This window comes from Priestia sp. JSM ZJ58 (genome assembly GCF_044383985.1).
GTDB lineage: Bacteria > Bacillota > Bacilli > Bacillales > Bacillaceae_H > Priestia > Priestia zanthoxyli.
Genome location: NZ_JBISEM010000001.1, coordinates 933,612 through 953,795 on the forward strand (window position 1 = coordinate 933,612; position 20,184 = coordinate 953,795).

The following is a 20,184-nucleotide window of genomic DNA, read 5'->3' on the forward strand; positions in this document are numbered from 1 at the left end:
TGGAAAAAGAAAAGGAGTCCAGCAGAAAATGGAGAATAAAGAAAACGTAGCCTTAACGTTTTATAGTGAAGCCTACGAGTCATCTATACATAGCTATACGCTGCCTGAAGAGCAGCTCATTTACACGGCACTTCCCGCTGAAGCTATAGCTAAGTGTAAGCAGGAAAGAGATAAAACGCCCGTTTTGATTTTGGCAGAAAACAAACTAGCCGGCTTTTTCGTGCTCGACGCAGGGGAAGCCGTTAAAGAATATACCGAGGGATCCGGCGCGCTTTTAATACGGTCTTATTCCATTCATCCTGATTATCAAGGAAAGGGAGTTGGCAAAAAGTCATTGAAACTTCTTCCTTCTTTTATCAACCATCACTTTCGCACTAAAAATAAAGTGGTGCTAGGCGTGAACCATAAAAACACGGCGGCGCAGCACCTATACAAACGATGCGGCTTTGTCGATACAGACCGGCATGTTTTTGGAAGCCAAGGAAAGCAGTTTGTTTATCAGATGAACATAAAAAAAGCTTGAACAAGAGTTCAAGCTTTTTTCTTATATAACAAGGAGAAAGCTAGAGCAAATAGGCAGCGCTACAAGGGACGTTTTTAATACGGGAGCAGGTACACGATTTGTAAATTTTGCTCCAATATATGAACCGACCATTGTGCCGACAACTACTTGAATCAACAGCGGGATATCTAAAAAGCCCTGCTGATAATAGCCCATTCCTCCGCCAATTGCAATCGGAATAATAACGAGCATCGTCGTTCCGGCGGACTGGCGAATAGACAAGCCTAACACCATCATAAGGCCAAGCTGGATAAATGGAGTTGAGCCAATTCCAAACATTCCGGACAGAGCGCCCGTAATTAAGCCGATTAGTAAAGAGTAGACGACAAATTTAGCTCCTGTTGGAACAGTACGTTCTTTTTGCTGACGGGAAAATAAAAACATTCGCAGCCAAAGTAAAACACCAGATAATAAAAGCATGCCGGCTGTGAGCCATTTTAGCTCGCCTTCTGGGATAAAGGATGAAAGGTTAGACCCAATCCAAGCGCCTAATGCACCGAGGATACCAACAGAGATACCAGATTTTAAAGATACGTTACCTTCGCGGTAATGACTGACGGCACCAGATAAAGAAGAGAAAATCATTGCGGTAAGAGCCGTTGCGAGTGCAACGTGTACAGATACGCCGTACAGCAGCGTTAAAATTGAAATAATAAAACCTGATCCGCCTGCTCCGACAAATCCTAAGATCAGTCCGACGGCTAACATTGTTAAAATAATTGAAACATCCATAAACGAATTCCTTCTTTCAACACTTATTCTATGCAGACACATAACATTTTCGGCAAGTGCTACGTTCTTCATTTAAACATGAATTTTTTATGACGTCCAATGTATAATTTATATGAAATCGATAGTATTATGTAATAAGTAAAGGATGTGAAAAAAATGGAATGGCAGCAGCTCGAATATTTTAATGTTGTAGCTCAAACGGAACATTTCACAAATGCAGCGGAACAATTATCAATTGCGCAGCCTACGCTCAGCCGCTCAATTTCTAAATTAGAATCAGAGCTTGGCGTACCGCTATTTGAACGAAAAGGAAGGCAAGTTATTTTAAATCGATACGGAAGGCTTTTTTATGAACGAACGGCTAAAGTATTAAACGAAATGGAAGAAGCGAAACGTGAGCTTTCAGATTTGATTCATCCTCATCGCGGCAGCATTTCGTTTGCTTTTTTAAAATCATTAGGCGCTTCGTCCGTTCCGAAACTAGTTCATGCTTTTTTACAAGAGTATCCGAACGTTCAATTTCAAATTTTTGAGAACGCGACGAACATCATGCTCGATCAGCTTCAAACGGGAGAAATTGATTTTTGTATGTCTTCCGTAACGGAATCTAGGGCAGGAATTCAGTGGGAATATTTATGGAAAGACGAGCTGTACGCGTATGTCCCTGATACGCATTCTTTTGCCTCAAGACAAGTGCTTTCGATTTCAGAGTTGGCTCATGAATCGTTTATCGCGTTAAAAAAAGGATACGGAAGCCGAACAATTTTTGATCAGCTGTTCGAAGAAGCTGAAATTGTCCCAAATATTACGTTTGAAGGAGAAGAATTTTTGACGGTGATTGGTTTTGTAGCGGCTCATTTAGGGGTTGCCTTGCTTCCTGAAATAAAGGGAGTGGACTTGCGAGGCATTAAAAAAATAAAGCTCAAAGAAGACACAGCTTCAAGGGTAATCGGGATTGCGTGGAACAAGGATAAATACTTAACTCCTGTTGCGAAAAAGTTCCAGGAATTTTTAATTCAGTATTTCAAAGACCATCATACAGGAGGAAAACGATGAAGAAAATTGCTTGCCTGCACGCTCATCATTCGAACATCTCTTATATAGAAAAAGCGCTGCCGTTTGCGAGCTGTATGCATTTCGTAGACCCTGGACTTGTACATCGGGTAAAAACCGATCCTAAATTTGCAGCGGAGTCAGCAGGTGCAAAAGTAGAGAAGCAGTTAAAGTGGATGGAAGAATGTTCAGCGGATGCCATTTTACTTACGTGTACGAATTACATTGCTCTTTTACCAGAAGCATTTACAAGTGATGTTCCAATTATTAAAATCGATGAGCCTTATTTTCGCCGAATATGTGAAATAGAAGAACCGCAGCTTATCGTGTTTACAAATCCGGAGACCGTAGAAGGAACGATGAAGCGTCTAGACGAATTTGCATTTTATCAAAATGTAAAGATAAAAGTTCACCCTGTTGTGATAGAAGGTGCTTTTGAACTAGTAATGACTGGAAACCTAGAGAAGTATAAACAGAAGGTGAAACATGTCTTAGATGAGCTAATAAAAGAGCATAACACTGTTGTTTCAGTGGCGCAGCTCTCGATGGTAGAAGCGGCGGAGGAGGTAAGCGACCGTATTATTACGCCTCTTCAACCGTTAGCGGAAGAAGTAAGAAAAACAATTATTAGGTCATAAGAAATGAAAATAAGGAAAAATAAATGGTAAAATATTCACTTTATTTTGACAAAAATTTCATTTACTTATATGATAAGTAGTGTTATAGAAACCACTTATTATATAGGGGAGGCATCGTTTTGTGAAGAAAGCAAATGCACGCGATAAGATTTTAGAAACAGCATCGCGGCTTTTTCAGCTGCAAGGCTATCATGCAACGGGATTAAATCAAATTATTAAAGAGAGCGGGTCGCCAAAAGGGTCTCTTTATTATTATTTTCCAAAAGGGAAAGAAGAACTGGCGATTCACGCTGTTCAATATACGAATAAATACGTCCAAGTTCAAATTAAAGAAAGTTTAAATAAATCTTCTGACGCGGCACAGGCTATTCAGTATTTTATTGAAGAATTGTCCAAGCAGTTTGAACACGAAGAAAGTATTGCTGGTATGCCTGTTGGACTGATGGCTGGAGAAACGGCGCTTATTAATGAACCGCTGCGCGAAGTCTGCTATGTGGCTTTTCAAGATTGGGAAAAACTTTTTAGAGAAAAAATGATAGAGAGCGGATTTCAAGAGAAGCAAGCAGGAGAGCTTGCAGTTGTAATCAACTGTCTGATAGAAGGCGGTATTTTGCGTTCGTTAACAGAAAAAACGAGCGCTCCTTTGCAGCAGATTCAGCAGCAGATTCCGGTTCTGATTCGCAAATAAAAAAAAGCTTTCCACTTTTAGAGTGGAAAGCTTTTTTTTATGGATTGACGGAATTTGGCATATATTGATAAAATTTAAAGGTATATTTTCTGAAAATTATATTTCTTTAAAAAGAAAGAAAGGAGTAGCTCGTGATTTTTACTATTATTCAAGCTGATGATACGTGGGCACTATGGGGAATTCTAGCGATTTGGGCTTCTGTTAGTATTTTTCTCGAACAAAAGTATAAGTGGGCTTCTTTTCTGTCAGGAGCTATTATTGCGCTAGCAGGAGCGCTTATCCTATCAAATTTAAAAATTATTCCAACAGAGTCTCCAGTCTATGATGCGGTTTGGGCGTATCTAGTACCGCTTGCCATTCCATTATTGTTATTTCAAGTCAATATGAAAGAATTATTTCAAGAAAGCCGGAAACTGCTTTTTATTTTCTTAATCTGTGCAGTAGGAACGGTCATAGGGAGCACAGCAGGCTTCTTGTTGTTAAAAGATTATATTCCTGAACTAGCAAAAATTGCAGCTGCTATTGGCGCTTCTTATGTAGGTGGAGGGGTTAACTTTGCTACCGTTACGGCCAAATTTGAACCATCAAGTCAAATGGTTTCCGCGACGGTGGTTGCTGATAATATGGTCATGGCTTTACTGTTTGCCGTGTATATGTTTGTTCCTTCTATGAAGTTTTTTAGGAAACATTTTAAGACACCTCATATTCAAGAAGTAGAGGCCAGGCAATATGGAGAAAATGATCGTCATACGCTTGCAGAAAAATATTGGGCAAAAAAAGAAATTTCGTTAAAAGACGTGGCGGCTTCCATTGGTACATCATTTTTTCTAGTGGTTGTATCTTTTAAATTAGCCGAATGGTTTGGAACAATCATTCCAGCCGGTCCAAATGCTTCCGTAGTTCAAACGTTATTACATACTATTTTGAGCGAAAAATACTTATTGCTTTCCACACTTACGTTTCTTGTCATTTATCTGTTTCCTTCTTATTTTAAAAACATTAGCGGAAGCCAAGAAATCGGCACATACTTCATTTATATTTTCTTTGTTGTCATTGGAGTGCCGGCGTCCATTCCATTAATTGTTGAAAAAGCACCTCTTTTGATTCTATTTGTGCTCATTGTGGGGATGAGTAATTTAATAGTGGGGCTGCTTTTAGGAAAAGTATTTAAAATTGAGTTAGAACATATTTTACTGGCGAGCAATGCAACGGTAGGGGGACCTACGACAGCAAGCGCGATGGCGATTGCTAAAGGATGGGGAAGTTTGGTTGGTCCTATCTTGGTAGTAGGAACGCTTGGCTATATTATTGGTAACTATATCGGCTTTGCACTTGGCTATTGGTACTTAACATTTTAAATAAAAAAACGCCTCCTCTGATGACTCAAAGGAGGCGTTTTTTTATTTAGCGTGCTTGACTGCTGAAGATTGATAAAAACGACCTTTAAAGATATACGTAGCTGTAATAAATAAATAGATAGCTAATGTAATAGTCGTAATAACAACGGATGTTGTGCAGATAACACCAATTAAAATAGCGCTTAGTGCAATAAGGGCAGCCCACGTTGTATAAGGAAACCATTTAACAGAGTAGCTGCTCGATGCTTCTGGCTGAACTTTGCGGGACTTTAAGTGTGCAATCGCAATAATCAACCAAATAAACAATACCGTATACCCTAAAGATCCCATCAAATAATCAAATGTCTTACTTCCTGCAAATAAGGAAATCAACACGCCCACATAAAGGGATGATGTACACATTAAGATTGCATAGACAGGAACTTTGTTAACAGAAAGTTTCGAAAATATCTTCGGCACTCGACCGTCTACTGCTTGCGTATACAAAATACGTGATGAACCGTAAAGTCCTGAGTTCATAGAAGAAATAACGGCTAACAAGATCACGGCATTCATAATATGATCTGCTCCGGGAATGCCAATCATTTTAAATACCATTACAAAAGGACTTTGAGAAACGCCGTTCACTTCATTCCAAGGAATCAAGCTCACGATGATAAAAAACGGGAACAGATAAAAAGCAATGATACGCGTTAATGTACTGCGCACAGCCTTAGGTACTACTTTTTCAGGGTTTTTTGTTTCAGCTAGCGTTACTCCGATGATTTCAGTTCCACCGTATGAGTAGATGACAACTAACATCGCCGTAATTAGCCCGGTTGGTCCCTTTGGGAAAAAACCGCCGTGATCGCTTAAATTTGAAAAACCCGCTGCGGTATGATGACCGAATGATACAAACAATAATAAAAGTCCAGCGATAATAAAGATCACAATGACCGTGATTTTAATTAAAGCTAACCAGTATTCCGTTTCAGCAAATGCTTTAACTGAAAGCAAGTTAATGGCTGTAACAATAACGGATACGCCTAAAGCAAGCATCCAAATTGGGTAATCAGGAAGCCAGTACTGAATAAAAATAGCGGCTACAACGGCTTCAGCTGCAATGTTTAACACCCACATTTTCCAGTAAATCCAGTCCAAAAAGTAAGCGGGATAGCTTCCTAAAATCGACTGAACTAAATCACGAAACGTTCGTGCTTCACTATTTCGAACCGCCATTTCAGCAAGACCTTGCATGATGAATAGTAAAATAATTCCGCCAATTAAATAGGCAATAATAACTGATGGTCCTGCCATATCAATAGCCGAGCTGCTTCCTTTAAATAAACCAGCGCCAATTGCTCCACCTAGCGCCATCATCATAATGTGACGTGAAGTCATTGTTCGCTGCAAACCTTGGTTGTCCTTCTTCATGACTTTTCCCTCCACTTTTTTATAAAATAAAAAAAGCTTATCGTCTCCTACCTCATTATCAAATGAGAGAAGAGACGATAAGCTTTAGCTAACCGCGGTACCACTCTTGTTGGCTCTTAAAGAACCCTGCTTAAAACCTGATAACGAAGGTTAGACGTTAAAACTTAGAGAACACTTCTGCATTCTTTCTGAATTACCACTCCTGGGCGAGTTCAAAGTATTATTGGACTACGTCACACCAACCCGTAGCTCTCTTGACCGAATAATAAGCTTTTACTACTCCCAATCGCTGTGTTTTTGATTAAAATCTGAAAGTTCTTGATGAATAACCATTACTATACGTGCTTCTTTTTTCTTTGTCAACAGCTATTTTCGAAAAAGCAAAAATGATTCCATTCTACTTTTATAGAACTCAGGACTGGTTATTTTGGTAAAAAAATCAGTCGTTTCACCTAATTTTCACCAACTCTGCTTACATTAAGAAATATAAAAAAGGAGTTGTTTTGACAAATACATAGGTGAGGAGAATGAATAGAGTGAAAAAGATGATGTACGTCCGGTTTGGACTGGATCTTTTAATGGCCGTTACGTTTGTTTTGTTTTTTAACAAGCAAGTATTGGGAGGGTTAACATTTCATGAAATTGCGGGGTTGGCGATTGCCGTCGCCTTTTTTACCCACGTGCTGCTAAACTGGCAGTGGGTAAAGAAAGTTACGGTTAAATTATTTGACCGCAGGCTTCCGCGCAGAACAAAGTTCGGTTACTTTTTAAATATCATGCTGTTGATTACGATGTCATTTATTATGATTAGCGGTATTTTTATTTCAAGAGTAGTATTTCCAAATATTAATGTTGGGAACGAACAGTGGTTTAAGGTTTCGCATATTTCCGTATCATTTTTAGTGTTAATTTTAGTAGCCGCTCACATAGGTCTTCATTGGCAATGGGTTATAAATGTATGTAAAAATATGACGAAATTCAAAAAGTCAAAGAAAAGCTTGAGCATAGCAGCTAAGCTCACAACCGCTGCGCTGTTAGTCATTGGCATATACGAAATAAATGAAACGGGTTTTCTTGGAAAACTTGGAGGAGTAGCGAGAGTACTGAATGTAAGTTCCTCAGATATGCCGCAAAAAGGCGGTGGGAAGCCGAATTTTGATCGCCATTCATTTAGCGAGAACAAATCTTCTGCGACGGCATCTGCTGGTCACGAACGTCCAAACTTTGATCACGATGGCGGAGGTCCGGAAAGAGGAATGAAAGGAAAAGAAAGCGGCTTTGAAAGTCCAAATCCTTTTGTTGTAATCGGTACTTATTTTGCTATTATGTCAGTTTTTATTATTGTTATTTATTATATTGAAAAAATATTAGCAGGTGTGAAGAGACGTAAAAAAATAACGGGTCCTGCTGCGGAAATTTAAAATGAAAAAGCTTTCTATTTCACCGTTTTTTCATCGTATAGAAGTAAAATCATTTATGTAAAAGCGAATGCTTTGCAAAATTAAAATGAGAGAACCTTAGGTGGTGGAAATCGTGAAACAACATACACAGCCTGAAACGGAACATAAGAAAAATTGGTTTATTAATGCGCTATTGAATTTTGGTATTTATAAAAAAGGAAATCGGCATCTATACGAACTGACACTTCAAGAGTTAGAAGCTCAATATGTAAAAGTAAAATCATTTATGTATAATCAGGAACCTCTTTCGCAATGATAAAAAAGCACTCAGTATATGAGTGCTTTTTTGTGTTAGAAAGTCTTATTCTTTGACAGGCAAAACTGTACAGATTAAAATCACAGTATATTTTAAAGTTACAGTTTTAAATGACACATATTATAGGAAAGAAAACAGTCTCTACCTATAATATGCCACTATTTTTGACCGTATCATTTTTGGAGGGAAATAAAATGACAAATAAAAAGTATGAGCCGCTTTTACAGCCATTTACTTTTTCAAATGGCATCAAATTAGATAACCGCGTTATTCTTGCTCCTATGACAAATTTTTCATCAAATGAAGATGGGACAGTATCAAATGCAGAAGTAGACTACTACGTACGACGTTCAAAAGGTGTTAGCATGGTCATTACAGCATGTACATACGGAACGGCGAACGGAAAAGGATTTCACGGAGAGTTTGCTGCAGACAGCGATGAAATGATTCCTAGCCTGCGTCGATTAGCAACAGCCATTAAAGATCAAGGAGCAAAAGCAGTTCTTCAAATTTTTCACGGAGGCCGCATGTGTCCGCCTGAGCTTGTTCCAAATGGAGAGGTTGTTAGCGCAAGTGCTGTTGCTGCAGAACAAGAAGGAGCTCCGGTACCTCGAGAGTTAACAAATGAAGAAATTGAAGGCATTATTCACGATTTTGGTGAAATGACGCGCCGTGCCATTGAAGCAGGATTTGACGGAGTTGAAATTCACGGAGCAAATAACTATTTAATTCAGCAGTTCTTTTCTCCGCATTCTAATCGCCGCGAAGATAAATGGGGCGGCAGCGTAGAAAAACGCTTAACATTCCCGCTTGCAATCGTAGACAAAGTAAAGCAAGCCGTTTCTAAGCATGCAAAAGAATCATTTTTAGTAGGCTATCGCTTCTCGCCAGAAGAGCCTGAAACGCCAGGAATTACAATGGCTGATACGTTGAAGTTAGTCGATGCACTAGCAGAAAAAGACCTTGATTACCTTCACGTATCGCTAATGGAATTCTGGTCAAAACCGCGCCGAGGCGTGGAAGATACTCGTTCACGTATTGAAATTATTCAAGAGCGAGTAGGAAGCCGTGTACCTGTAATGGGCGTAGGTTCTATTCATACAGCAGCCGAAGCAGCAGCCGCTCTTGAAACGGGCATTCCACTGCTTGCGATTGGCCGCGAATTAATTATGGATCCAGACTGGGTTCAAAAAGTAAAAGAAGGCCGTGAAAATGAAATTGTAACAACATTAAGCAAAAAAGATCAGGAAAAGCTTGTGATTCCTGACCCGCTGTGGCAAGCCGTTATTAACACACCAGGCTGGTTCCCGGTTGAAGATTAAAAGAAAGACAGAAAAGCGCAAAGACGATGGGACTGATCCCGTGTCTTTGCGCTTTTTGCTTTTTCATGGAATAGCGCTTTTGAACCATTAATTTACAAATGGGCTTCTTTATGTTTGAATAGTAATAGTTTTCTGAAAGTGAGGTGAGAGAATGAAAGCAGAGCCAATGGTGAAAATGATGATTTCAATGAGTATTTTTGGTTCAATTGGCTTTTTCTCCACACAAACTGGACTGCCTTCTTTTGACTTAGTATTTGTTCGCTGTATTTGTGCAACACTTTTTCTCGGAATGTGCTGGTTCGTAACGGGTGAATATAAAAGGGAAAAATGGAATGCTAAAGAAATAAAGCAGATTTTACTGTGTGGGATATTTCTTGTGTTTAACTGGGTGTTTCTATTTAAAGCATTTGAAATGATGTCCGTTACGGTTGCTATTTCTATTTATCATCTTGCACCCGTTTTAGTATTGCTTCTGGGGAGCTTTATGTTTAAGGAGAAATTAACGGTTCTTGGCGTGATGTCTATCTTCATTTGTTTTGGAGGAACACTTCTAATTATTGGAGTGGAGCAACTTACGATTGACGGCTTCATGTCTTCAGGAATACTCTGGGCGCTTTTAGCCGCTTTGTTTTATGCATGCACGACGCTGCTTGGTAAAGGCATTATTCATACGAGTGCTTATGCTGTTACATTTCTTCAGACTTTTTTAGGAATTTTTCTATTATTGCCGTTTGTTCATTTTACTGATTTTCATTTCCTAACAACGGCCAACTGGACATCTATTTTAGTAACAGGCTTTGTACATACTGGTTTAGTGTATTATTTGTTTTTCGACAGCCTGCGCTATTTAAAAACTCAGGTGATTTCGGTTCTGGTGTTTTTAGATCCAGCCGTTGCCATTTTATTAGATACAGCATTCACGGGATTTCGCCCTACGCTTTTGCAGCTTGCAGGCATTGTTTTGATCTTTTTAGGAATGCTTTTTACTTTGAAGCCAAAACCTTCATCTGAAAAAAATATTTCCAATAGCAGGATAAAAAAGATCACATAGAATTTCTATTTCATCTGCAGGTGTTCATTTATTAGAAAAAGGGGAGCTAGTCATGAAAGTTAGTAAGCAAAACGCAGAACACTACGTGTGGGGAGGAAAATGCGATGGGTGGCACCTAGTGAAAAATAAAGACGTAAGTATTATTCATGAGCGCATGCCCCCTTATACGGAAGAGGTAAGGCATTATCACTTGAAAGCACATCAATTTTTCTTTGTACTAAAAGGAACAGCTGCTCTAGAAATAGACGGAGTTATTTACGATGTAAAAGCACACGAAGGAGTAGAAGTATTTCCTTCGATTCTTCATCAAATGATGAATCGTTCGAGTGAGGAGATTGAGTTTCTTGTGATTTCACAGCCTTTTGCACAAGGAGACCGCATAGCTGTTGATGAAGATAAAGACTAAGCATAGATAAGTCTATTTTTACTAGTCCTAACAGTAAGCGAAGAATACCGTCCAGTACAATAGTACCTTTTCATTCAGCAAGTGAAATATTATGCCTAATAAAATAAAAATACTTTTATTGCAGAGCAGAAATGTGGTAAATTAATATGTATGCAATATAGGGAGAACAAAATTTACAAATTAACAATTGTGTAATATTAACATCACGATAAAAAATAAGAGATTACAAGTTAAAATGTAAATTTTGTAGATGACTAAAAAAAGAGATGAAGATGATATTGTTTGACAAATTGAATCATTTTCAGGTAATCTTTTGCAGGACTTAACCGTTACGATTTAATGTAGGGGACTTTCCTGAGGTTAGCTGAACATGAAATCTCTACTTTTTAGTGAAAGGAATTTGAAAATGAAAAAACTATTTTCAAAGCCGTTGTTTTACTTTTTTATAGCGGTTTTATTCATGTGGATCAAGTCTTACATGTCTTACAAAGTGGAGTTCAACTTAGATATAAGTGACTCAATGCAAAAAACGTTATTGTTTATTAATCCAATTAGTTCAACTTTGATCTTTTTAGGGTTAGCATTGTTTGCAAAAGGAAAAAGAGCCATCGTTTGGACGCTTATCCTTAGTACAATCATGACGGTCATTTTGTACAGCAATATTTTATATTATCGATTCTTCAATGACTTTGTGACATTGCCTACTTTAACGCAAACAAGCAATGTGGGTCATTTAGGAGGCAGTATCGCTGATTTAGTAAAAGCTCACGATATTTTTTACTTTGTAGATATCATTTTACTGATTGCGCTATTGTTTGTTAGAAAAATCGAATGGCCAAAAGCACGTCTTAAATTCCGCTATACGTTCATGGTGTTAGCGGCAGGAGCTGTCGCATTTGCAATTAACTTGCACTATGCTGAAAAAGATCGCCCTGAATTATTAACAAGAACATTTGATCGCAACTACCTAGTGAAATATTTAGGAGCATACAACTACACGGTGTATGATGCAGTTCAAACGTTTCAAAACTCAAAGCAACGAGCATTCGCAAGCAGTGATGACTTAACAACAGTGAAAAACTTCAGTACAAGTCACTATGCAGCTCCGAATATTGAGTATGCGGGTAAAGCAAAAGGAAAAAATATTATTAAAATTCATCTAGAATCATTTCAGTCATTCCTAATTAATTACAAGTTAAATGGACAAGAAGTAACGCCGTTTTTAAATTCATTAGCAAATGGAAATGAATTTATGTATTTTGATAACTTCTTCCATCAAACAGGACAAGGTAAAACAGCTGATGCAGAGCTTATGATGGATACGTCATTATATGGCTTGCCTCAAGGATCAGCATTTAGCTTAAAAGGCCGCAACACGTACCAAGCAGCACCAGCGATCTTAGATCAAGAGGGCGGCTATACAAGTGCTGTGTTACACGGAGATTATAAAACGTTCTGGAACCGTAATGAAATTTACAAACAGTTCGGTGTGGATAAATTCTTTGATGCAAGTTATTACAATATGACTGGTGATAACAAAGTAAACTATGGATTAAAAGATAAGCCATTCTTCAAAGAATCTATGCCAATGCTACAGTCATTGAAGCAGCCGTTCTATGCGCATATGATTACATTAACAAACCATTTCCCATTCGTTCTTGATAAAGGTGATGCTAGCATTGAACCGGCGAACACAGGAGATGGAACGGTAGACCGTTATTTCCAAACGGCTCGTTATTTGGATGAATCACTGCAAGAATTCTTTACAGAGCTAAAAGCTTCAGGTTTATATGACAACTCAGTTATTATGATTTACGGTGACCACTACGGTATTTCTGAAAATCATAACAAAGCAATGGAAAAAGTTCTTGGCGAGAAAATCACGCCATATAAAAACGCTCAGCTTCAACGCGTACCGTTCTTCCTTCACGTACCAGGTGTAAAAGGTGGAGTAAACCATACGTACGGCGGTGAAATTGACGTAGTGCCTACGCTTCTTCACCTAGTGGGAATTGATAGTAAAGAGTATGTTCAATTCGGTACAGATTTATTATCAAAAGACCATGATCAGGTAGTAGCATTTAGAAACGGTGATTATGTTTCTCCGAAATACACGTCAATTGACGGCAAGTATTACGATACAAACACAGGAGAAAGAATCACAGCAACAGACGAAGCGAAAGCTTATAAAAAGAAAGTTGGAAGAGAGCTAGAACTTTCTGATAAAGTGTTATACGGTGATTTATTACGATTTAATAAATTAGATGACTTTAAACCGGTCGATCCATCAAAATACATGTATGGAAAAGACCAAGAAACAGAAAAATAATGTAAGCTTTCACACCATACAATCCAAACAAGCAAGTAGAGGAGCTTTTTAAAAGCTTAGCTACTTGCTTGTTTTATGAGAACTTCATTGAAAAAGAAAGCTGGTGACAGAAACGTGGAGCGAACAAGACGCAAAAGAAGAAGAAGAGTTCGATGGGGCAGAGTGTTCTTTGCTTTGTTGTTCCTTTTTATTATCGTTGGGGGCATATACAGCTATTTCCAATATAAGCAAGGGCTATCGATAGCAAGCGATGGTAAATTTGCGGATGACGGCACGACATTTGAACAGTTTCAAGGCAGTCTCCCGAATAACGGAGAAGTAAATATGCTGCTGTTAGGAAGTGACTCGCGCGGGGAAAAGCATTCTCGTACAGACTCTATTTTAATTGCTCACTACGATTCTAAAAGCAAACACCCGAAAATTGTTTCTCTTATGAGGGATATGTACGTGGATATTCCAGGACACGGCAAGCAAAAGCTGAATGCTGCTTACGCGTTCGGAGGTCCTGAGCTGCTGCGTCAAACGATCAAACAAAATTTTGATATTGATATTAACTATTATGCAGTTGTGGACTTCGAAGGATTTTCAAAAATTGTAGATACGATTGCGCCTGATGGCATTGAAGTAACCGTGCCTCACGATATGTCTTCGGGAATTGGTATGACGCTTCACAAAGGTACCCAAGTTTTACACGGTGAACAGTTGCTTGGCTACGTACGTTTTCGCCATGATAACATGAGTGATTTTGGACGCGTTCAGCGCCAGCAAGAAGTCGTTTTAAAGCTCAAAGATGAAGTAGCAAGCCTAAACAGCGTGTTTAAAATACCGAAGCTTCTCGGCGTAATGGATCCTTACATCGATACAAATTTAGATACAAAAAGCATGATGCTTCTAGCTAAAGATGTGGTAACAGGAAACATGAAAGACGTTCAAAGCCTACGACTGCCTTTAGACGGATCATTTGAAAACAAAACGTATAGCGGCGTTGGTATGGTGCTTGATATTGATTTAGATAAAAATAAAGAAGCGCTGCAAGAATTCTTAAATGACAAATAAAGAAAAGCCTCGAGACGCATGTCTCGAGGCTTTTTCCTTATACATAGACGATGATGCGTTTGAATGACGTAATTAAACTGGTCACTATACCAGAGCATACAACAATGAATAATGAATAAATAGCTGTATCGTTTTGAAGCAGTAAAATACCTGAAATAATAATAGATGCGTCAATCACTAAAATGATGATGCCAGGGTTTAAAGATAACCATTTTGCAAGTATCAGAGAAAATAAGTCGACCCCGCCTTGACTTGCGTGCTGCCGGAGCATGATGCCAGTTCCAATTCCGTTAAAAACGCCTCCAAGGCAAGCGCTTAAGATAATGGGAAGGTGAAAAATTCCGTGAAGCGGAAACAGCAAATCAATCATAACGGCTGAGAGAACCATGCCATAGATAGCATTTAAAAAATAAGAGCGGTTAAAACCTAGAGCGAGAAGGTAAATCGGCAAGTTTAAGCAAAAAATCATCACGCCTACTTTATAGCCAAGTAAATAATTAATGATTAAGCTAATTCCCGTAATGCCTCCTGTTACAAGCTGAAGCGGAAGAATAAAAACGTTAATTCCAATACTAACAAACACACTGCCAATTCCAATTGCAATTAATTTTTTGTACATGCTGTCTCATCCTTGTCTATGAATCTCTTTATATGTATATGAAGACAAGCAGAGTTTCAGCACAAAGACTGCTTTAGAAACCATAATGCACGGATTAAATATATGCAAAGGAAGCTGTTTCGCAATGCAAATGTGTTGCATAAACATTCTTCACCATAGACAATAAGAATTAACGAAGAAGGTAAATGGAGGAGAAAAAATTGATCGTTCGAAAAGCTAGAGAAGAAGAAACATCATCTATTGAAACAGTAACGCTTGCTGCTTATGAGCAATATGCAGCTGTAAAATCGGAAGCACACTGGAAAAGATATCGAAAGGGAATTTTACATACCCTGAGTGAAGAAAAAAAATTTGAATGCATGGTAGCTGAAATCGATGGAGAAATGGCAGGAAGCGTTTTGTTTTATCCGCCGAATACGGATGTATATGGAGGGTTATTAAAACCATTTCCATGGGCTGAAATTCGTCTGCTGGCAGTTGCTCCATCTCATCGCCGAAAAGGAGTCGCCAATGCGCTTCTTGAAGCGTGTGAAAAAAAATCTCGGGAGCTAGGATGTTCTTATTTAGGTTTACATACAGATCATTCAATGGAACATGCCATTAAGCTGTACACTAAAAGAGGTTACGTCCGCTTTCCTGATAACGATTTTTATCCGGTAAAAGATTTGCATGTCATGGCATTTAGAAAATCAGTTTAATAAAAAAGCCTTTGAAATCATTGATTTCAAAGGCTTTTTTGAGATTCTGAATTTAAAATGACAAAAGCGAGAAAAAGAATAGCAGAAGCTAGCCAAATTGCTTTTGTTCCGAGGGTGAAAGTAGAAATAGAGCCTAACAACGCACCACTTAAAAAAGAGAGGATAATGGCCGTAAAACGAAGGCACTGATAAGCAGCATTTTCGTCGCGTTTGAATATAGCATAGTATGCTGCTTGAGAAGCAGTACGAAGGTTTCCAGTTGTCATTGTTGTATTATATGACCATTTTATCAAAGTTCTAAATGAAGAAACTTGAAGAGCAGCAACAAATGAAATTGTTACTGTAACCAACATATTAGGAACACTAGGTGGTAAAAACCCAACAATAATGAGTACGACAATTTCTAAAAGCAATACAATACGAGAAGTATCAGGGAGTACAGATACAAATCGCGGCTGCTTAAATGTTTCGGTTACAGCAACGCCTAGGATAAAGGCTAAAATAGGCGGAATATGAAGAAAAGCTTCTGTCCATTGACCTTGTGCTGCCTTTACACCTAATAAAACGATATTTCCACTTTGTGCATTTGCAAATACTCCGTTTCTGCTTATATACGTATAAGCATCAAGAAAACCTCCCACAATAGCTAACAAAATTCCAAGGATAACTGAATTTGCCGTTGCAGCTTTTTTGAATCGTTTCGTTAATTGTAAAAAGTAAGATGATTTGTTTGTGAGCATGTCTTCCTTTTGCCTCCTGAAAATCTAAGGTGCATTATCTAGTATAAGCAAAAAATCGGCTTTTCTTCAATTGCTGTGACTCCATGTAAAAAAGATAGGGAAGATCCCTATCTTTTTTGTCATTTATATAACGTGACGATTCCAGTGGCGGTGAGCTGAAACAGCTTCAACAAATTCATCTGTAAAACGTGTAGAATCTCCAGTTACGACACCGGGACTACTATCTAAGCCAGCAGCTTTTAGCCACTTAACACCTTCATCTGTGGCGCCAATTGGTTTAAAATGCTCGAATGCTTCTTGAGCAAACGTCAGTGCTTCTTTACGAAACTTCTCATCAGCTGACGAACTTCCGACAACATAAACCGCATCGAATAAGACAGAATCACTTGTTAAGAACGTGTGCTGTACTTCAAGTTCTGACCCGTCTGTTCCTTTTACGTTTTGGAGGGTTGTGCTTACAATTTCAGGCTGAATGCCCTGTTGTTTTAAACTGTTTAACACTTGTGGTAGGTCACCGCTAAAGTCATTAGCTACAATGACAGCTACTTTACGCGTATTCGGCTTTTTAATCGTCTGTTCCTGACTAAGAGCCGGAGACGACTTGGTCACTGGCGCGTCTTCTCCTGATGGAGGCGTTGCACCAATCGCTTGTGCCACTTGTTTAGCTAGCACTGTACTGACGTTGGCAAACATATCAACAACCTGTTGCTGAACAGACTTGCTTTTCACTTTTCCAAGCTCAAAGCTGAAAGCACTGATAATATGCTCTTTTTCAGGGTCGCTCATGCTATTCCAAAATAGCGTTGCCTGTGAAAAGTGGTCTTTAAAACTTTCGCTTCGGCTTCGAACTTTTCTTCCTTCCACTTTTTCCTGATAGTGAGAATAACCGCCCTCTGACTCTGGTACAGGAGCCGGCGTATTGGCTGCAAGAGAGTTTCTGTGATAGCTGACAGGCCCTTTGTTAATCGTTTGACGTCCGTAACCGTCGCGTTGATTGTTATGAAACGGGCACACTGGACGGTTGATTGGAAGTTCGTGAAAATTCGGGCCGCCAAGACGAATAAGCTGGGTATCCGTGTATGAAAACAATCTTCCTTGTAAGAGAGGATCATTGGAAAAATCAATTCCCGGTACTACATGCCCCGGATGGAATGCGACTTGTTCCGTTTCGGCAAATACGTTGTCTACATTTCGATTTAAGGTCATTTTTCCAACCAATTTGACGGGAATGTCTTCTTCTGGCCAAAGCTTAGTTGGATCGAGAATGTCAAAGTCGAATTTAAATTCATCTTCCTCAGCTATGATTTGAAGCCCTAGCTCATATTCAGGATAGTCTCCGTTTTCAATTGACTCCCATAAATCGCGGCGATGAAAATCAGGGTCTTTCCCAGAAATGGTTTGAGCTTCGTCCCAAACAAGGGAATGCGTGCCGAGCACAGGCTTCCAGTGGAATTTGACAAAATGAGCTTTTCCTTCCGCATTAACTAAGCGAAAAGTATGTACGCCGAAGCCTTCCATCATACGCAAGCTGCGAGGAATTGCACGGTCTGACATTGTCCACATGACCATGTGGGCAGACTCTTGGTTATTAGCGACAAAATCCCAAAACGTATCATGTGCTGAAGCCGCCTGAGGCATTTCGTTGTGTGGCTCAGGCTTAACAGCGTGAATTAAATCCGGGAATTTAATCGCATCTTGGATAAAGAACACGGGAATGTTATTTCCAACTAAGTCATAGTTTCCTTCTTCTGTATAAAATTTTGTTGCAAAACCACGTGCGTCGCGAACCGTTTCAGCTGAACCTTTAGAACCTGCTACAGTAGAAAAACGGACAAATACAGGTGTTTTTACAGACGGATTCTGTAAAAATTTAGCTTTTGTATATTCACTGAGCGAGTCATACAGCTCAAATTCTCCGTGAGCAGCGAAGCCTCGTGCATGAACGATGCGTTCAGGAATGCGCTCGTGGTCAAAATGCGTCATTTTTTCACGGAAATGAAAGTCTTCCATAAGGGTTGGACCACGTTCGCCTGCTTTTAAAGAAAATTCATCTTCGGAAAGCTTTAACCCTTGATTGGTTGTGAGCGCTTGGTTTCGATCGTCTGTTTTAAACTGCTCGAGTTGTTCTTGCTTGCTTTTTTCATTTACAGGGTGCTTTTTTGTCATGCTTGTCTTCCTCCTTGATCTTCAGTTAATAATCATTACAAAATGTGTACCCTATCAAAAGTTGAAGCAAACAGAAATGTTGGAATTTTTTCGTAGGAAATCCGTTATTTTCTTGTTATGATTATGAATAAGTATTCATAAATACAAAAATAAAAGGAGAGGGGATACATAGATGAAAACACGGGTAACAGATTTATTAGGAATTCAATATCCAATTGTACAAGGAGGTCTTGCGTATCTAGCGTACGCAGAACTTGCGGCTGCTGTCTCAAATGCAGGCGGGCTTGGACAAATTACAGCTATGACGCTCCGAACACCTGAGAAACTTCGAGCTGAAATTAAGAAAGTACGTTCTTTAACTGAGCGTCCTTTTGGCGTTAATTTTGCTGTTGGAGGTCAAACAGAAGGTTCTTATAAAGAACTTCTCGACGCAGCAGTAGAAGAAGGTGTTCCGGTTATTTCCATAACAGGAGCAAATCCCACACCTATTTTTGAAAGATTAAAAGGAACGGGAATTAAAACGCTCGTGCTGGTAGCCAACGTACGTCAAGCTCAAAAAGCTGAGAAGCTAGGAGCAGATGCTGTCATGGCAGTAGGGCAAGAAGCCGGAGGACATATCGGACGTGAGGATCTAGGCACAATGGTATTAATTCCTCGAGTAGCTGCGGCTGTGTCAATTCCGGTCTTGGCAAGCGGAGGGATTGGAAACGGACAAGGATTATTGGCAGCGTTATCATTAGGCGCTGAAGGGATAGAAATGGGAACACGTTTTATCGCGACAAAAGAATGTGTAGATGCCCATGATGCGTATAAACAAGCTATTGTGGAAGCGAAAGAAACCGATACTGTGGTTATTAAACGTTCGTTCGGGGCACCTGGACGCGTATTGAAGTCCCACTACACTCTTGACATTATTGAGCGTGAACAGCAAGGAGAGAGATACGAAGAGTTAAAAGACGTCATTAGCGGAGGGGCAAACTGCCGGTATATTTATGAAAATAAAATCGATGAAGGCTATGGATGGGCAGGCCAAGTCGTTGGACTGATTGATAGTATTCCAACGGTGCAAGAGCTGTTTAACAGTATGATAGAAGAAGTGCACGCCGGTTCTAAACGACTGTTAAGTATAGTAGAAAAGAAGTAGAGATACAAGCCGTCATACTGTAGCAATTGTTCGCATATTTATAATCTATATCTCTAAATGAGGTGAGAGAATGAAAAGAATGCGAGCATTTGCTATCATGACGTTTTTAATAGTAGGTTCAGGATATGCAGTTTTTATTAAAAAAGAAGAAGTTTCCAAGACTCAGCAAGCACAAGTGTACGAAGAAGCACAGCCTGTTATTAAACAAATGGACAAACTGGATATTTGGCATAAAATCAGCAGCGGTTTAACTGAAGCGGGCTATGAATCAAGGGGTGTGAATTCTTCCCTTTATTCAAAAGACAGAGTAGAGCTGGATGTGTATATGGAGCCTTCCGTTTCAGCTGATGCCAAAACGCAAGAAACGATTAAACAAATGGTATATAAAATACTGGAAGAAAATAAATTTCAGCAAAAGGCCTTTCATGTAACAATTAAATTCCTGCCCGAAAAACAAGCAAAATAGACTTGTCTCGGCCAGGAATTTTTTTTA

20 protein-coding genes and 1 other annotated feature are annotated in these 20,184 nt (G+C 39.1%); of the genes, 15 read left to right on the forward strand and 5 right to left on the reverse strand.

Annotated features, from left to right (window positions below; genetic code table 11):
* Positions 1-28: 28 nt before the first annotated feature.
* Positions 29-523: a GNAT family N-acetyltransferase gene (locus ACH6EI_RS04770; protein ID WP_028415059.1), complete on the forward strand. Its 495-nt coding sequence runs from the start codon at positions 29-31 to the stop codon at positions 521-523.
* A gap of 21 nt (positions 524-544) precedes the next feature.
* Here the strand turns inward: ACH6EI_RS04770 and ACH6EI_RS04775 are convergent, their stop codons facing one another.
* Positions 545-1,294, reverse strand: a complete 750-nt coding sequence (locus ACH6EI_RS04775) for a sulfite exporter TauE/SafE family protein (RefSeq protein ID WP_028415058.1) — start codon at positions 1,292-1,294, stop codon at positions 545-547.
* Positions 1,295-1,450: 156 nt separating this feature from the next.
* On the opposite strand from ACH6EI_RS04775, the gene ACH6EI_RS04780 reads away from it, so the two are divergent.
* The 4 genes from ACH6EI_RS04780 to ACH6EI_RS04795 all read left to right on the forward strand — a co-directional run bounded on the left by ACH6EI_RS04780 (position 1,451) and on the right by ACH6EI_RS04795 (position 5,031).
* The gene (locus ACH6EI_RS04780) at positions 1,451-2,350 is read left to right on the forward strand and encodes a LysR family transcriptional regulator (RefSeq protein WP_028415057.1); all 900 of its coding nucleotides are present in this window, start codon (positions 1,451-1,453) and stop codon (positions 2,348-2,350) included.
* Positions 2,347-2,985 (forward strand): hypothetical protein, encoded by a 639-nt coding sequence (locus tag ACH6EI_RS04785; protein ID WP_028415056.1) that lies wholly within the window; start codon positions 2,347-2,349, stop codon positions 2,983-2,985. Before ACH6EI_RS04780 ends, ACH6EI_RS04785 begins: the two co-directional genes overlap by 4 nt.
* Positions 2,986-3,106: 121 nt before the next feature.
* Positions 3,107-3,673: a TetR/AcrR family transcriptional regulator gene (locus ACH6EI_RS04790; RefSeq protein ID WP_028415055.1), complete on the forward strand. Its 567-nt coding sequence runs from the start codon at positions 3,107-3,109 to the stop codon at positions 3,671-3,673.
* Positions 3,674-3,804: 131 nt separating this feature from the next.
* Complete coding sequence (locus ACH6EI_RS04795; protein ID WP_028415054.1) at positions 3,805-5,031, forward strand: DUF819 family protein; 1,227 nt, start codon at positions 3,805-3,807, stop codon at positions 5,029-5,031.
* Between the two features lie 42 nt (positions 5,032-5,073).
* On the opposite strand, the gene ACH6EI_RS04800 is transcribed toward ACH6EI_RS04795, so the two are convergent.
* On the reverse strand, positions 5,074-6,444 hold the full coding sequence (locus tag ACH6EI_RS04800) for an amino acid permease (RefSeq protein ID WP_028415053.1): 1,371 nt from the start codon (positions 6,442-6,444) through the stop codon (positions 5,074-5,076).
* Between the two features lie 67 nt (positions 6,445-6,511).
* Positions 6,512-6,743, reverse strand: a binding site (T-box leader).
* A gap of 246 nt (positions 6,744-6,989) precedes the next feature.
* Here ACH6EI_RS04800 and ACH6EI_RS04805 point away from each other — a divergent pair.
* From ACH6EI_RS04805 to ACH6EI_RS04835, 7 genes are all read left to right on the forward strand, one after another.
* Positions 6,990-7,865 (forward strand): DUF4405 domain-containing protein, encoded by an 876-nt coding sequence (locus ACH6EI_RS04805; RefSeq protein ID WP_247807428.1) that lies wholly within the window; start codon positions 6,990-6,992, stop codon positions 7,863-7,865.
* A gap of 109 nt (positions 7,866-7,974) precedes the next feature.
* Positions 7,975-8,160: a Fur-regulated basic protein FbpA gene (locus ACH6EI_RS04810; protein ID WP_033580328.1), complete on the forward strand. Its 186-nt coding sequence runs from the start codon at positions 7,975-7,977 to the stop codon at positions 8,158-8,160.
* Positions 8,161-8,354: 194 nt separating this feature from the next.
* Positions 8,355-9,482 (forward strand): NADH-dependent flavin oxidoreductase, encoded by a 1,128-nt coding sequence (locus ACH6EI_RS04815; protein WP_028415051.1) that lies wholly within the window; start codon positions 8,355-8,357, stop codon positions 9,480-9,482.
* 151 nt (positions 9,483-9,633) lie between these two features.
* Complete coding sequence (locus ACH6EI_RS04820; RefSeq protein WP_028415050.1) at positions 9,634-10,533, forward strand: DMT family transporter; 900 nt, start codon at positions 9,634-9,636, stop codon at positions 10,531-10,533.
* Between the two features lie 52 nt (positions 10,534-10,585).
* Positions 10,586-10,939: a cupin domain-containing protein gene (locus ACH6EI_RS04825; RefSeq protein WP_028415049.1), complete on the forward strand. Its 354-nt coding sequence runs from the start codon at positions 10,586-10,588 to the stop codon at positions 10,937-10,939.
* Between the two features lie 406 nt (positions 10,940-11,345).
* Complete coding sequence (ltaS, locus tag ACH6EI_RS04830; protein WP_028415048.1) at positions 11,346-13,268, forward strand: lipoteichoic acid synthase; 1,923 nt, start codon at positions 11,346-11,348, stop codon at positions 13,266-13,268.
* Positions 13,269-13,355: 87 nt separating this feature from the next.
* Complete coding sequence (locus ACH6EI_RS04835; RefSeq protein WP_028415047.1) at positions 13,356-14,324, forward strand: LCP family protein; 969 nt, start codon at positions 13,356-13,358, stop codon at positions 14,322-14,324.
* Between the two features lie 37 nt (positions 14,325-14,361).
* Here the strand turns inward: ACH6EI_RS04835 and ACH6EI_RS04840 are convergent, their stop codons facing one another.
* Positions 14,362-14,943 carry a YitT family protein gene (locus ACH6EI_RS04840; protein ID WP_013058630.1) on the reverse strand — a complete coding sequence of 194 codons (582 nt, stop codon included), beginning with the start codon at positions 14,941-14,943 and terminating at the stop codon, positions 14,362-14,364.
* A 200-nt stretch (positions 14,944-15,143) separates the two neighbouring features.
* Here ACH6EI_RS04840 and ACH6EI_RS04845 point away from each other — a divergent pair, with 200 nt between their 5' ends.
* A complete protein-coding gene (locus ACH6EI_RS04845) occupies positions 15,144-15,641 on the forward strand; it encodes a GNAT family N-acetyltransferase (protein ID WP_028415046.1) in 498 nt (165 codons plus the stop codon).
* A 26-nt stretch (positions 15,642-15,667) separates the two neighbouring features.
* Here the strand turns inward: ACH6EI_RS04845 and ACH6EI_RS04850 are convergent, their stop codons facing one another.
* Together ACH6EI_RS04850 and ACH6EI_RS04855 are read right to left on the reverse strand one after the other, a co-directional pair.
* Positions 15,668-16,381 (reverse strand): YoaK family protein, encoded by a 714-nt coding sequence (locus ACH6EI_RS04850; protein WP_063248327.1) that lies wholly within the window; start codon positions 16,379-16,381, stop codon positions 15,668-15,670.
* A gap of 123 nt (positions 16,382-16,504) precedes the next feature.
* The gene (locus ACH6EI_RS04855) at positions 16,505-18,547 is read right to left on the reverse strand and encodes a catalase (protein ID WP_028415044.1); all 2,043 of its coding nucleotides are present in this window, start codon (positions 18,545-18,547) and stop codon (positions 16,505-16,507) included.
* A 172-nt stretch (positions 18,548-18,719) separates the two neighbouring features.
* Here ACH6EI_RS04855 and ACH6EI_RS04860 point away from each other — a divergent pair, with 172 nt between their 5' ends.
* The gene (locus ACH6EI_RS04860) at positions 18,720-19,691 is read left to right on the forward strand and encodes an NAD(P)H-dependent flavin oxidoreductase (protein WP_028415043.1); all 972 of its coding nucleotides are present in this window, start codon (positions 18,720-18,722) and stop codon (positions 19,689-19,691) included.
* 70 nt (positions 19,692-19,761) lie between these two features.
* Positions 19,762-20,157 (forward strand): hypothetical protein, encoded by a 396-nt coding sequence (locus tag ACH6EI_RS04865; RefSeq protein WP_108674293.1) that lies wholly within the window; start codon positions 19,762-19,764, stop codon positions 20,155-20,157.
* The last annotated feature ends 27 nt before the right edge of the window (positions 20,158-20,184 follow it).

What these genes read in the sequence shown, in the direction of transcription:
- ACH6EI_RS04840 (WP_013058630.1), bottom strand. Translation starts at nt 14,943, where the DNA reads ATGTACAAAAAATTAATTGCAATTGGAATTGGCAGTGTGTTTGTTAGT.
- ACH6EI_RS04775 (WP_028415058.1), bottom strand. Translation starts at nt 1,294, where the DNA reads ATGGATGTTTCAATTATTTTAACAATGTTAGCCGTCGGACTGATCTTA.
- ACH6EI_RS04820 (WP_028415050.1), top strand. Translation starts at nt 9,634, where the DNA reads ATGAAAGCAGAGCCAATGGTGAAAATGATGATTTCAATGAGTATTTTT.
- ACH6EI_RS04860 (WP_028415043.1), top strand. Translation starts at nt 18,720, where the DNA reads ATGAAAACACGGGTAACAGATTTATTAGGAATTCAATATCCAATTGTA.
- ACH6EI_RS04770 (WP_028415059.1), top strand. Translation starts at nt 29, where the DNA reads ATGGAGAATAAAGAAAACGTAGCCTTAACGTTTTATAGTGAAGCCTAC.
- ACH6EI_RS04785 (WP_028415056.1), top strand. Translation starts at nt 2,347, where the DNA reads ATGAAGAAAATTGCTTGCCTGCACGCTCATCATTCGAACATCTCTTAT.
- ltaS (WP_028415048.1), top strand. Translation starts at nt 11,346, where the DNA reads ATGAAAAAACTATTTTCAAAGCCGTTGTTTTACTTTTTTATAGCGGTT.
- ACH6EI_RS04800 (WP_028415053.1), bottom strand. Translation starts at nt 6,444, where the DNA reads ATGAAGAAGGACAACCAAGGTTTGCAGCGAACAATGACTTCACGTCAC.
- ACH6EI_RS04825 (WP_028415049.1), top strand. Translation starts at nt 10,586, where the DNA reads ATGAAAGTTAGTAAGCAAAACGCAGAACACTACGTGTGGGGAGGAAAA.
- ACH6EI_RS04850 (WP_063248327.1), bottom strand. Translation starts at nt 16,381, where the DNA reads ATGCTCACAAACAAATCATCTTACTTTTTACAATTAACGAAACGATTC.
- ACH6EI_RS04780 (WP_028415057.1), top strand. Translation starts at nt 1,451, where the DNA reads ATGGAATGGCAGCAGCTCGAATATTTTAATGTTGTAGCTCAAACGGAA.
- ACH6EI_RS04805 (WP_247807428.1), top strand. Translation starts at nt 6,990, where the DNA reads ATGATGTACGTCCGGTTTGGACTGGATCTTTTAATGGCCGTTACGTTT.
- ACH6EI_RS04865 (WP_108674293.1), top strand. Translation starts at nt 19,762, where the DNA reads ATGAAAAGAATGCGAGCATTTGCTATCATGACGTTTTTAATAGTAGGT.
- ACH6EI_RS04815 (WP_028415051.1), top strand. Translation starts at nt 8,355, where the DNA reads ATGACAAATAAAAAGTATGAGCCGCTTTTACAGCCATTTACTTTTTCA.
- ACH6EI_RS04855 (WP_028415044.1), bottom strand. Translation starts at nt 18,547, where the DNA reads ATGACAAAAAAGCACCCTGTAAATGAAAAAAGCAAGCAAGAACAACTC.